This is a genomic window from Massilimicrobiota sp. SW1139, from assembly GCF_012027715.1.
Lineage (GTDB): Bacteria > Bacillota_I > Bacilli_A > Erysipelotrichales > Coprobacillaceae > Allocoprobacillus > Allocoprobacillus merdigallinarum.
Genome location: NZ_SJOR01000012.1, coordinates 19,978 through 32,553 on the forward strand (window position 1 = coordinate 19,978; position 12,576 = coordinate 32,553).

The 12,576-nt window shown below is 32.5% G+C and carries 13 protein-coding genes and 1 other RNA gene; 2 read left to right on the plus strand and 12 right to left on the minus strand.

Annotated elements, in window-relative coordinates:
• Positions 1–50: 50 nt before the first annotated feature.
• The 12 genes from E0K96_RS07800 to E0K96_RS07855 all read right to left on the minus strand — a co-directional run bounded on the left by E0K96_RS07800 (position 51) and on the right by E0K96_RS07855 (position 9,029).
• On the minus strand, positions 51–395 hold the full coding sequence (locus tag E0K96_RS07800) for a YlbF/YmcA family competence regulator (protein ID WP_087244204.1): 345 nt from the start codon (positions 393–395) through the stop codon (positions 51–53).
• Entirely contained in the window at positions 379–1,821 is a 1,443-nt protein-coding gene (gene miaB, locus E0K96_RS07805) for a tRNA (N6-isopentenyl adenosine(37)-C2)-methylthiotransferase MiaB (protein WP_168082412.1), read from the minus strand. The genes E0K96_RS07800 and miaB overlap by 17 nt, the downstream gene beginning before the upstream one ends.
• 81 nt (positions 1,822–1,902) lie before the next feature.
• Positions 1,903–2,148 carry a hypothetical protein gene (locus E0K96_RS07810; RefSeq protein WP_087244202.1) on the minus strand — a complete coding sequence of 82 codons (246 nt, stop codon included), beginning with the start codon at positions 2,146–2,148 and terminating at the stop codon, positions 1,903–1,905.
• 62 nt (positions 2,149–2,210) lie between these two features.
• Positions 2,211–2,471: a stage V sporulation protein S gene (locus E0K96_RS07815; protein ID WP_087297571.1), complete on the minus strand. Its 261-nt coding sequence runs from the start codon at positions 2,469–2,471 to the stop codon at positions 2,211–2,213.
• A gap of 47 nt (positions 2,472–2,518) precedes the next feature.
• Positions 2,519–3,301, minus strand: a complete 783-nt coding sequence (locus E0K96_RS07820) for a TIGR00282 family metallophosphoesterase (RefSeq protein ID WP_087244200.1) — start codon at positions 3,299–3,301, stop codon at positions 2,519–2,521.
• A gap of 42 nt (positions 3,302–3,343) precedes the next feature.
• On the minus strand, positions 3,344–4,903 hold the full coding sequence (rny, locus tag E0K96_RS07825; protein WP_168082414.1) for a ribonuclease Y: 1,560 nt from the start codon (positions 4,901–4,903) through the stop codon (positions 3,344–3,346).
• A 145-nt stretch (positions 4,904–5,048) separates the two neighbouring features.
• The gene (gene recA, locus E0K96_RS07830) at positions 5,049–6,080 is read right to left on the minus strand and encodes a recombinase RecA (RefSeq protein WP_168082416.1); all 1,032 of its coding nucleotides are present in this window, start codon (positions 6,078–6,080) and stop codon (positions 5,049–5,051) included.
• A gap of 44 nt (positions 6,081–6,124) precedes the next feature.
• Positions 6,125–6,580, minus strand: coding sequence for a CinA family protein (locus tag E0K96_RS07835; protein ID WP_087244197.1), 456 nt, complete (start codon positions 6,578–6,580; stop codon positions 6,125–6,127).
• A gap of 1 nt (position 6,581) precedes the next feature.
• Positions 6,582–7,175 carry a CDP-diacylglycerol--glycerol-3-phosphate 3-phosphatidyltransferase gene (gene pgsA, locus E0K96_RS07840; RefSeq protein ID WP_087244196.1) on the minus strand — a complete coding sequence of 198 codons (594 nt, stop codon included), beginning with the start codon at positions 7,173–7,175 and terminating at the stop codon, positions 6,582–6,584.
• 1 nt (position 7,176) lies between these two features.
• Positions 7,177–8,118, minus strand: a complete 942-nt coding sequence (locus E0K96_RS07845) for a helix-turn-helix domain-containing protein (protein ID WP_087297573.1) — start codon at positions 8,116–8,118, stop codon at positions 7,177–7,179.
• Between the two features lie 216 nt (positions 8,119–8,334).
• Positions 8,335–8,656, minus strand: an RNA gene (gene rnpB, locus E0K96_RS07850) — RNase P RNA component class B.
• 40 nt (positions 8,657–8,696) lie between these two features.
• Positions 8,697–9,029, minus strand: coding sequence for a DivIVA domain-containing protein (locus E0K96_RS07855; protein ID WP_168082418.1), 333 nt, complete (start codon positions 9,027–9,029; stop codon positions 8,697–8,699).
• Between the two features lie 148 nt (positions 9,030–9,177).
• Between E0K96_RS07855 and recU the strand changes: the two genes are divergently transcribed.
• Positions 9,178–9,771: a Holliday junction resolvase RecU gene (gene recU, locus E0K96_RS07860; protein ID WP_087297574.1), complete on the plus strand. Its 594-nt coding sequence runs from the start codon at positions 9,178–9,180 to the stop codon at positions 9,769–9,771.
• The gene (locus E0K96_RS07865) at positions 9,771–12,575 is read left to right on the plus strand and encodes a transglycosylase domain-containing protein (RefSeq protein ID WP_240924471.1); all 2,805 of its coding nucleotides are present in this window, start codon (positions 9,771–9,773) and stop codon (positions 12,573–12,575) included. Before recU ends, E0K96_RS07865 begins: the two co-directional genes overlap by 1 nt.
• Position 12,576 lies beyond the last annotated feature (1 nt).

Consider the following 12,576-nt stretch of genomic DNA (forward strand, 5'->3'; position numbering starts at 1 on the left):
TCTTATATTGTCATTTATTGAAGAAATTATATAGATTTTTCATAATTTCGTCAACTCTTTTTCTTCAATTCCAGATTAATATCATTTTGAATCTGATTTAATAATGCATTCACTTCTTCTTTTAACACTAAATAATTATATACTAACGGATTTTCATCAAACGATTTTTTCTTTTTCTGATAAGCTTGGATTAAACTTTCACAGTCGTTATTCAAATGTTTAGCTTTTACAATAGCCTGCTGCATTTGTTTTAACTCCTTCTCCAAAGCTTTCAACACTTCATCATTTTGTATCTTCTTTTCATATCTTTGATATTCTTTGACAATATCCTGATTTAAAATCCATTGATTTAAAGCTTCAGCCTTTTCTTGAACTTGTTTATTCAACTTCTTCACCTTTCAATGCCCATGTTTTGACTTCTGTGACTCTAACAGGAACTATTTGACCAATATGTTCAGGATTTCCTTTAAAATTAATAAGTTTTTGATGTTTTGTATATCCTGTTAACATTTCATTATCTTTTTTAGATGTTCCTTCTACGAGAACTTCTACAACCTGATTTAGAAATTTTTGATTTTGTTTAAGTGCTTTTTCATTCACCAAATCATTGAGACGATATAGACGTTGTTCTTTTGTATGAATGTCAATATCATCCTCCATCTTCGCTGCTGGTGTTCCCGCACGAGGTGAATAAATAAATGTATATGCTAAATCATATTCACAATATTCATATAAAGATAATGTATCTTCAAACTGTTCATCTGTTTCTCCTGGGAATCCTACAATAACATCAGTTGTGATAGTACAATCAGGAATCTTTGATTTAATCTTATCAAATAATTTTAAATAATCCTCTCTTGTATATCTTCTTCCCATACGTTTTAAAACTTCACTATTTCCTGATTGAACAGGTAAGTGAATCGCTGGCATAATGTTATCATATTGAGCAATAACATCAATCATTTCATCACTGAAATCCCATGGATGACTAGTTGTAAAACGTATGCGTGGAATGCCAGTCTTAGCTACATCTTCTAACAATGAAGCAAAGTTATAATCATCTTGAAAATCCTTACCATAAGAATTCACATTTTGGCCTAATAATGTAATCTCCTGATATCCCTGTTCTTTTAATTCTAAAACTTCTTGAAGAATTTCTTCTTTTAAACGTGATCTTTCTTTACCACGTGTGTAAGGCACAATACAATATGTACAAAACTTATTACATCCATACATAATATTAACCCAAGCTTTATAAGGATGCGCACGATGACTTGGTAGATTTTCAATGACATCCCCTTCTTTAGACCAGACTTCCAAAACCATTTCTTTATCTAACATAGCTTGTTTTAATAAAACAGGCAAACGATGGATATTATGTGTTCCAAAAATCAAATCTACTTGTGGATGTTTTTCTAAAATCTTATTAACAACAACTTCTTCTTGAGCCATACATCCACAAATTCCAAAGATAATATTGGGATTTGTTCTTTTGACTTTTTTAAGATATCCAATTTTTCCAAAAACCTTTTCTTCAGCATTTTCTCTTATTGCACAAGTATTCAGTAAAACAACCTGTGCATCTTTAATTTCATCAGTTGCACTGTATCCTAAACTTTCTAAAATACCTGCTAGTGTTTCACTATCACGTTCATTAGCTTGGCAACCATATGTCTGAATAAAGTATTTCTGTCCTTTTCCAATACCAACCATATCTGCTGGTATTTCATAAGCATCTTTAATATGATGTATTTCATCTTTTCCTCTATGTTTGGCATCTTTTAAAGATGGACCTTTAAAATATTGACTATAATCTTTCATTTTCTCACCACTTTCTGCTTTATTATACCAAATAAATCAAAATAAGAAAGAAAAAAATAAGGACATTGTCCTTATTTTTCATTAACCAAAGAATCCATCTGGCTGAATTGAGAAATATAAGATTCCACCTTCTGGTGTTTTCTTAAATAAACCTTTGCAATATGAAGCAGCTTCATCAGGGCTTAATTCTGTTTCACATTCAATTTCAGCTTTAATTCCTGTTTTCTTTATAAATTTACATTTAACTTTATCATCTTCATACCCATCAAAGAAATCAATTAATTTTTGAACTTGAGCAGTAGACATTAATAATTTACATTTTGCCATAATATTTCCTCCTTATTATCACATTTCTATTATAACACTTTGCTAAAAAAAATAAAGCCTTTTCATCTCATTTCTACATTTAATCTTAATGATGTAATGACCTGATTATCAATTGTCAAATCATAAAATGATGGGATACAATACAATTCATATCCACTTGGTGCAATGTAGCCACGTGAAATAGCAATAGCCTTCATAGCCTGATTTAAAGCAGCTGCTCCAATCACTTGAATTTGAACCTTTTGGTGTTCTCTTAATAAACTCGTTAATGCTCCAGCAACCTTGCTTGGTTGTGAAGAAGACGATACTCTCATCATTTCCATAAAAATTCCTCCTTGCTTTTAATATATGAGCAAAGAGGAAAAATATACTATAAAGGATGATCTGGATCAATACAAATTCTTTGAATATGCGTACACTCATTATTTTGATTAAATGATAGTAAAGTTGCTCTGAATTGACCCATTCCTTCAGCTACCTGGAAAGGTGTCATAATGCCCATTTTCATGCGTTTAATAATTCCCTCAACATCACATCCAATGGCACTATGATAAGGACCTGTCATTCCTACATCACATTGAAATGCTGTTCCATGAGGCAAAATCTTTTCATCAGCTGTTGTGACATGTGTATGTGTCCCTAGCACTGCCGCAACTTTTCCATCAAGATAATAACCTAAAGCCACCTTTTCACTTGTAGCTTCAGCATGAAAATCAATAATATGTATATCACTTTGATCTTCTTTCAAAATTTCATCAATAGCTTCAAATGGATTTTGTGACTTTCCATCCATAAAAGTAATACCTAATAGATTCGTCACACGAATCTTACGATTTTGAAACATAATCTCACGACTTCCAACACCTGGCAAAGCTTTAGGCTGATTATAAGGAACGATTAAACGATCTGCTTCGTCTATATATTGAAACAGTTCCTTTTTAGCAAATGTATGATTACCCATGGTCATAAATGATATACCTTGAAATAAAAACTCATCATAATGTTTTTTTATTAATCCTTTGCCGTGCGTTGCATTTTCTACATTGGCAATGACAAAATCAATCTGATATTTCTTCTTCAACAATGGTAAATATTGATCAATCATTTCTCTCCCAATTGCTGAAAAAACATCTCCAATAAAAAGAATGTTCATTATCTCTCCTACTTTCTAAAAAAAGATAGGATATCCTATCTTTTATTTGGCAATTTCATTGGCACGAACTTCACGAATAACTGTCACTTTGATATGTCCAGGATAAGTGAGTTCGTTTTCAATTTTATCTCTAATATCTCTTGCAAGCTGATGGCTTGTTAAATCATCAACTTGATCCGGTTTGACGATAACACGAATTTCTCGACCAGCCTGAATAGCAAATACTTTATCAACACCATCAAAACCTTTAGAAATTTCTTCTAGTTTTTCAAGTCTTTGAATATAATTTTCAATTGTTTCGCTACGGCTTCCAGGTCTAGCAGCCGATAAAGTATCAGCAGCTGCTACTAAGATAGAAATAACGCTTGTTGGTTCCACATCTCCATGATGTGATTCAATGGCATTAATAACAGTTGCATTTTCACCATATTTCTTTGCAAACTTCACACCTAACTCAACATGGCTACCTTCCATTTCATGGTCAACAGCTTTTCCAATATCATGTAATAATCCCGCACGTCTAGCAAGCTGTTGGTTGAGACCAAGTTCAGCTGCCATCATTCCAGCAAAATGCGCAACTTCTAATGAGTGCTGTAAAGCATTTTGACCATAACTTGTACGATATTTCAATTTTCCAATCAACATGATAATTTCTTTGTGAACACGTGATAAACCTAATTCAAAAATAGCATCTTCCCCAGTTTTTTGAATAACTTCATGAAGTTCATTTTTTGTCTTTTGAACAACTTCTTCAATACGACCAGGTTGAATTCTTCCATCTCTAATCAACGTTTCTAATGAAAGACGTGCAATTTCTCTACGAATTGGATCAAAGCAAGAAATAGTAATAGCTTCAGGTGTATCATCAATAATCAATTCTACTCCTGTTGCATTTTCAATTGCTTTAATATTTCTTCCTTCACGTCCAATAATACGACCTTTCATTTCTTCGCTTGGTAAAGCAACAACATTAACAGTTCGTTCAATCGTTTCTTCCTGTGAATAACGATTAATAGCTGCTGCAATAATATCTTTTGCATAAAGCGAAGCTTTAGATTTTGCCTCATCTTCCTGCTCTTTGATATAAGCTGTCACTTCTTTTGACATTTTTTGTTCAACTTGTTTAAATAACTCTTCTTTTGCTTCATTAGCGCTCATTGCTGCAATTTTTTCTAATTCCGTAATTTTTGCATCAATCTGAACTTTCAATTGAGCCTCTAATTTCCCTAGTTCTTCACTTTTCTTTTCTAATTGCACTGCTTTTTCTTCCAAAACATCTTCTCTACCTTGTAAAGCAATATCTCTACGATCAATATTTTGTTCTCTTTGCAATAGTTTATTTTCAAATTTAGTAACTTCTAAGCGTTGTTCCTTGATTTCTTTTTCAGCCTCAAGCTTATATTCATAAGCCTGTGTTTTCGCATCAAGAATCGCTTCCTTAACTATATTATCAGCCTTAGAATTGGCTTCATCCACAATTCTAGAAGCATCATTATGAGCTTTAGATACTCCTAATTTTGTTAAAATAAAATATAAACCAAATCCTAAAGCGACACAAAGAACATAGGTAACAATAGTAAGAGGGGCACCAAATTCTTGCATAATCTTCCTCCTATTTCCTATGACAAATTTCTTGTTGTGCATTACACACATAAAATATTATACCGTATTTTTGTGAAATTGACAATAAAATATCAAAAGATTGCTTTTTGACCACAATAAAAACCAATATAGAAAACTATATTGGTTAAGCTTCTTCATGAGCAAAAATCTGTGCTTTGACTTTTTCTTCAATTTCATTCATGATATCAGGATGTTCAGCTAAGAAAATTTTAACATTTTCTCTACCCTGACCAATTTTTTCACCTTGATAAGCATACCATGCTCCTGATTTATCAATAATATCATGAGCAACTGCCAAATCAATAATTTCACCATCTCTTGCGATACCTTTACCATAAATGATATCCACAGATGTTGTTTTAAATGGAGGTGAAACCTTGTTTTTAACAACTTTAATATTGACTTTATTTCCAACAATCTCACTACCATTTTTGATAGCTTCACTACGTCTGATTTCAATACGCACAGAAGCATAAAACTTCAAGGCACGTCCTCCTGTTGTTGTTTCAGGATTACCATACATAACACCAATTTTTTCTCTTAACTGATTAATAAAAATAATTGTACATGATGTTTTATTCATAAGTCCAGACAAACGACGCATAGCCTTAGACATCATACGCGCCTGTAAACCAACTGAATTATCACCCATTTCACCATCAAGTTCAACTTGTGGAACCAAAGCCGCTACTGAGTCAACAACAACCAAGTCAATCGCATTACTCTTTACTAAAGTTTCCGCAATAGCTAACCCCTGTTCTCCACTATCAGGCTGTGATAAAATCAGTTCATCAACATTCACTCCTAAATTTCTCGCATAAATAGGATCAATAGCATGCTCTGCATCAATAAAAGCAGCTCTTCCTCCCTGTTTTTGAACTTCTGCTATCGCATGAAGTGTTAATGTTGTTTTCCCACTTGATTCAGGACCATAAATTTCAATAATACGTCCTTTGGGATAACCACCAATACCAAGTGCAGCATCCAGTGTTAACGAACCGGTAGGAATCACATCAATATCAACTGCCACACGATCGCCTAATTTCATAATTGCCCCTTTACCAAACTGCTTTTCAATTAAATGAATGGCATCTGTTAATGCTTTTTCTTTTTTATCATCAACTGATTCTGTTTTTTTCACTTTCTTTTCTGCCATAAAATATTCCTCCTACTATTTATATACAACACTTTTTTATGAAATTACTTCAAAATTTCTAAAATTTTTTCAATTCCTATCAAAATAGCCTGTTTTTGAATATCATCACGGCTGCCAGAAAGACGATAACAAAAAGTATATATATTTTCACCATAGGCAATACCAATATAAATCAAACCAACTGGTTTTCCTTCCATTGCTGATGGACCTGCATTTCCAGTAAAAGAAATGCATACATCACTATCAAACATTTTTTGTCCTTGAATGGCCATCAGTCCTGCGACTTCTTTAGAAACAACGCCAAACTGATCAATAATTTTTTCATCAATATGCAAAACATCTCTTTTAATACGTGTCTGATAGCTCACTAATGTTCCTCGATAAACAGCCGAAATGCCACTAATACTACCAATTGTTTTGGCAAAACCACCTACTGTAAAACTCTCTACACTGCTTATCGAAATATTTCTTTGTATTAATAATTGAGCTAATTCTTCCATTTTACATACTCTCCATGATATATTGTCTATTTTTCATAAAATAGTCTACTCCACTCACAAAAGAAATCAATGTTGCAAGCCAAATCATGATCTGATCCATTGGAATATGCAAACCAGCAAAAACAATATTATTCAATAACAGCAAACAAATAGCAATCATTTGTGTCATTGTTTTTGCTTTTCCTAGATAACTTGCCGCTAAAACAACATTCTTTTGGCTGGCAACCAAACGAATAGCATCAACAATAATATCTCTTGAAATCATAATGATAGGAATAATGATATGAATATCATGTGTTGAAGCTAACAATAACAAAGTCGTATTGACAATCAATTTATCAGCAATTGGATCAATAAACTTTCCAAAAGTCGTAATCAAATGCTGTTTTCGTGCAATATAACCATCTAAATAATCCGTCAATGCTGATAAAGCAAAAATCAAAAATAAAATAATATCCAATAAAGATAATGATGTTGATAAAACATCAAAAACAGGTATCTCAATACCTAATGATTGATATGGTATCAAATAAACAATAATAAATAATGGGACACTCAATAAACGAATTGTTGTTAATTTATTAGGTAAATTCATATTATTCCTTCTCTAATGTTAAAATGAGATCTACTGGTCTATCTTGATTAGTATTGATATCTTCATCAGTTAATGGAATTTCCTGATTATTAATATAATAACGATGTCCTCTATTATTACCATTACGTAAATCTAAACTTTCAAAATCACTTACATTAAATGTCAATTCTACTGTTTCAGTTTCACCATCTTCATTTTCATGATAAATTTTTGATACAAACTGATCATATATCTCATCATTGACTCTCATTTGTGCCCAACAAGGTGCATTATATTCAACTTTCAATGTAAATGTTTGGGCATCTGCAGGCAATTTGAAATTATAATCTAAAAAATCATTTCTAGTAAATTCTACAGTTCCTTGTGTTGTTTGTGATTGATTACCATTATTTCCAGAATTTGACGGCTGATTATCTGGAGGTGTTGTTTCCACATTTCCTTCTACTGTCAATTGATTATCAGGTTTTGCTGGATCATCACTTTGAGTACGTGTTGCATAAAATCCAAACCAAATAACGACAATCACCAGACACACTAAAACCAAAATAATAGCCGCACGAATAATCGTTACATGCGATTTATCTTCATATACAGAAGGTTTTCTAGTTAATTGAGGTGCTTTAAAAGAGAATTTTTTCCCTTTATTCACAATTTCTTCATTATGATCTTCCTGTATTTCTTTTTCCTTTAATTCTTCCAACTCAATTTCACGAGTTAATTCTATATATTGCTCTGTTAACTGTTCTCCATCCATCTCTAAAGCTTGTGAGATTTTTTTGAGGTACATCTTTACATAAGCTTCATCACCTTTATAGCGATCAAATTTCCCATTTTCTATATCTCTTAAAACAGCGACTGAAATTTTTGTTTTTGCTGATAAATCTTCTATCGTCATTTGTTTCTTTTCTCTTTTTTGACGAATATTTTGACCTAAATTATCCAAAAAAATACCTCCTTATTTCCAGAAAATGTACCTTCAATAATAATCATATTAAACCATAAAATAGTTATTTTTACAATACCAACACTATTATTTTATGAATTTATGAACAAGTTATGAATTTTATCCTATATCTATATAATTTCCTGTCAAAAAAATAAATATTTTTATTTTAGGTAGAAAAAAAGTCGACATTTCTATCGACAAAATTGCTCATTCTGATAAGCCGAGTTCTGTTTTTCAACCGATTATTTATCTATGTGTATAACACATCTTCATATCAGTTCAATTCCCTCTATGAAGCTCCCCTACCAAAATTTGGGTTTCATCCTTGCAGAGTTTACCGCTTTTCACTCTTTTTTTCAAAAGACATTGTTTCTGTGGCACTTTATGACTTATCAACCATGCCTGACGGTTTAGGTCTTAGGTCTGTCGTTAGCAAGATGCTACCTGCATTTATTAGATGCAGTACAAACACTACAATCATCGCAGATTGTGGATGCCCGGACTTTCCTCTATTTCTAGCAATCGGTTCTCATGAGCATGCATATTTTACTCAAAATCGCAAAAAAAAGCAATCATTATTTATTTTTATAAACTTCTTTTTCTAAATTAGAGATTCTTTTTAACAAATCTACATTAGATGAAAGATTTTCTTCCATAGAACGTAAATTATCCTGTTGAATCAAATGTTCTCTTTCCATATTTGCTATTTTCATTTTTAAAGCTTCGTTTTCTTTTTGTAGATTTTCAATCTGTTCATAAGATTCATTCAACATTTGCGCAAATGTTTCATAATCTTCAACAACTGTATCTAAAAAATAATCTACTTCGGTTGCACTATAACCCTTAAAATCTATTTGAAAATGTTTGTTTAAAATTTTTTTTGGACTTAACTGTATTTTATTTGCCATATCCATCACCTTTCCTCTTCCATATTTTCACAAAAAACAATTATAAATGCAAGATATTTTTAAAAAAAGATGATTTTACACACAAATTAGACAAGATGGGAAAAATATATGTTATAATAACATGGTAAATCAATGAAAGGATATAATTATGGTTAATTACCCTAATATGAAACGCAGCTGGCAATCTTCAACATTATCAACGCACGATAAAAAACATTATACAGCTCATCGTGGAATGTCATTGGAAGAAGATATTACATTATCGAATCAATATTATCTTTCACATGATATTGCGGTTATTTATAAAAAGCCAACGCCTATTCAAATTGTCAAAGTTGACTATCCCAGACGTGAAGCCGCTAAAATTGTAGAAGCTTATTATAAAACACCTTCAACCACAGACTATAATGGACTTTATCGTGGGAAATATGTGGATTTTGAAGCTAAAGAAACAAAAGTCAAGACCTTTCCTTTTGCAAATATTTCAAAACATCAGATTGATCATCTACAAAAAATCATCAATCATGGAGGGATTGCTTTTGTTATTATTGCATTTACCTCATTAAATGAGGTATACTTAATTGACGCAAGTCATATCATTAATGATTATTATCATTCCCAGCGAAAATCAATAACATATGAAAAAATCAAAAATCTTGGACATCTGATACCCCAAGGCTATCAACCAAGATTAGATTATTTAAAAGTTGTTGACGATTGGTATTTTAAGGAGGATGAATGATGAAAAAAATAAACCGAAAAAAATCTACCAAAACAGAAAACAAAAAACAAAAAAGACGAATTATTAAAGTTGTTTGTTTAATTGTTGCGGTTATGATTACTTCTGCTGGTATGTATTTGGGATTTGGGATTTTCAAACAGGTAGAAGGCTTTTCAAAGGAAAAACTCACTTCTGATGAATCTTCTGTTTTATGTACAACAGACGGTGAAGAGTGGTTTTCCGTTGCTCGTGGTGGTGTTCAAAAAAATGTCAGTTACAATGACATTCCTCAAGTAATGATTGATGCTGTTGTAGCTGCTGAAGATTCACGTTTTTTTGAACATAACGGGTTTGATGTTCCTCGTATTGTCAAAGCTTTAGTAGGTAATATTGCTGCAGGTGGTATTACAGCTGGTGGTTCAACAATTACTCAACAGTTAATTAAAAAGTCATACTATCCTGATGAGGAACAAACAATTGAAAGAAAAATTGGTGAAATTATTCTTTCAATCGAAGCAACTTCTCAAATTTCAAAAGAAGAAGTTCTTGAACTCTATTTAAATAAAATTTATTTTGGATATGGTCCTCAAACAGTTGGAATTTATGCAGCTTCAAGATATTATTTTGATAAATCAGTACAAAACTTAACATTACCAGAAGCGGCTTTGTTAGCGGGTACTTTAAACTCTCCAAACAGATATGACCCTTTTAGAAATCTAGATTTAGCACAACAACGTCGTGATACAATCTTGGATTTAATGTTACAGCATGGTTATATATCTGAAGAAGAATGTGAAGCTACAAAAGCTATTCCAGTTGAAAATACATTGAAATCAAATCCAATTTCAACAAGCGGACAATATCAGGCATATGCTGATAAAGTCATTCGTGAAGTTCAGGAAACAACTGGTTATGATCCATATGAAACACCTATGCGTATCTATACATATATTGATACTGATGTTCAAAAACAATTAGATGATATTGCAAGTGGTGAAACATATGATTTTCAGGATTCAAGAATTCAAGTGGGTGCTGTTATTCAAGAATCCACAACAGGACGTATTGTCGGTGTTTTAAGTGGACGTGATTATACACCTTTAGGGACAACATATGCATATGCATCTCAAACAGGTGCAAGCTATGGTCAAAAGAACCAGCCTGGTTCTTCATTAAAACCTTTAATTTCATATGCTGCTGCATTTGAATTCTTAGATTATTCAACAGCCCATTATGTCCATGATGTTCCTTATGAATATGCAAATGGTTTTGTTCCTAGTAACTGGAACGGAAGAAAATATAATGGTGATATTTCTATTTCAAGTGCCTTAAGCAATTCATGGAATGCTGCTGCTTTACAAACATTTAGTGAAGTCATTACTGGAAAAGATTGTAATGGTAATGATGTTGGTGATGGTATTGGTATTGATGGTGCAACTCAATATCTTGAAAGCTTGGGATTTGATATGGAAGGCGAATCAGTTGACATTGGTTATGCAATTGGAGCATGGCGACAAGGTGTCACTCCTGAATCTGAAGCTGGTGCCTATGCTGTCATTGCGAATGGTGGAACTTATATTGAACCTCATACAGTTCAAAAAATCGAATTATTAACAACTGGTGAAGTTATTGAAATTGATCAAAAATATCAAGAAGAAAAAACACAAGCCCTTTCTGAAGAATCAGCTTATATGATTCGTGATATCATGACTGACTATGTCAAATCTGGAACAGGAATGTATAGTATGTTAAATTTAGGTTATCAGATTGGTGCTAAATCAGGAACTTCTAACCATGCTGATGATACAAGTGTTAATGAAAAAATTCGTGGTCAAAATAAAGATGCCTGGTTATCAGCTTTTTCTCCAGATTATACATGGAGTGTCTGGACAGGTTATAATGCTAAAGATCAAAAAGAAGGTTATTATACAAAAAGCAATCGCGATTCCAATAATATCGCAACGATGATTGCCAAATTCTTACATGAAGATGGTATGAAAAATTCATATCCTTCTCAACCATCTGGATTAGTAAAAGCAAGCTGTGTATCAGGTATTTATCCATATGTGACTCCAGGTGAAGGTGTGCCTGATAATCGTGTTGTTTCTGGTTTATTCAAAAAGAACAATACACCTAGTGGTAGTGCAAATGGTTCTAGTTTAAATAATCTGTCATCTTTTACAGCTGAACTTGCTGATGATAAGCTCAATGTCACATTCACTGAATATGATCCAAAGAGCATGACAGAAGATGCAACACCTACAAAAACATATACAGCTGGTGGAAATAGTTACACACTTCCATATCTAGGTAATATTAATCAATTATATGGAAAAGTTGTTTATAAAGTTGATATTACAGATGCCTCTGGTAATGTTGTTCATAGTGAAACTTTAAATAGTGCCACTGGAACAATAAATTACACATTATCACCTGGTACATATACTGTAACAGGATACTATGCTTTTGAAAGTGGCAATGGAACTTCTAATAAGATTTCACAAACAATCACAGTAGAAGACACAACGCCTGCAAGCTATACACGTACTGCATTAACAGAAAGTTCAGTTACATATCAGGTCACTGTCCCTTCTGGAACTTCCATTACAGCTTCGTTAAATGGAACAAATCAAACACTTCAACAAAGTGGTACAATCACATTTAGTCAATTATCCGCTGGAACAACTTATTCTGTCACATTTACACATACACAAGCTGATGGTCAAACTGTGACTCTTGGTACTGATTCATTCATGACCACAAGTCAAACACAACAACCTGACCCAACTCAGCCTACAACACCGACACAAACTCCAACGCAATAAA

Excerpts from the sequence above, each read along its gene's own strand:
- miaB (WP_168082412.1), bottom strand. The coding sequence starts at position 1,821 with ATGAAAGATTATAGTCAATATTTTAAAGGTCCATCTTTAAAAGATGCC.
- E0K96_RS07810 (WP_087244202.1), bottom strand. The coding sequence starts at position 2,148 with ATGGCAAAATGTAAATTATTAATGTCTACTGCTCAAGTTCAAAAATTA.
- E0K96_RS07815 (WP_087297571.1), bottom strand. The coding sequence starts at position 2,471 with ATGGAAATGATGAGAGTATCGTCTTCTTCACAACCAAGCAAGGTTGCT.
- E0K96_RS07820 (WP_087244200.1), bottom strand. The coding sequence starts at position 3,301 with ATGAACATTCTTTTTATTGGAGATGTTTTTTCAGCAATTGGGAGAGAA.
- rny (WP_168082414.1), bottom strand. The coding sequence starts at position 4,903 with ATGCAAGAATTTGGTGCCCCTCTTACTATTGTTACCTATGTTCTTTGT.
- recA (WP_168082416.1), bottom strand. The coding sequence starts at position 6,080 with ATGGCAGAAAAGAAAGTGAAAAAAACAGAATCAGTTGATGATAAAAAA.
- E0K96_RS07835 (WP_087244197.1), bottom strand. The coding sequence starts at position 6,580 with ATGGAAGAATTAGCTCAATTATTAATACAAAGAAATATTTCGATAAGC.
- pgsA (WP_087244196.1), bottom strand. The coding sequence starts at position 7,175 with ATGAATTTACCTAATAAATTAACAACAATTCGTTTATTGAGTGTCCCA.
- E0K96_RS07855 (WP_168082418.1), bottom strand. The coding sequence starts at position 9,029 with ATGGCAAATAAAATACAGTTAAGTCCAAAAAAAATTTTAAACAAACAT.
- recU (WP_087297574.1), top strand. The coding sequence starts at position 9,178 with ATGGTTAATTACCCTAATATGAAACGCAGCTGGCAATCTTCAACATTA.
- E0K96_RS07865 (WP_240924471.1), top strand. The coding sequence starts at position 9,771 with ATGAAAAAAATAAACCGAAAAAAATCTACCAAAACAGAAAACAAAAAA.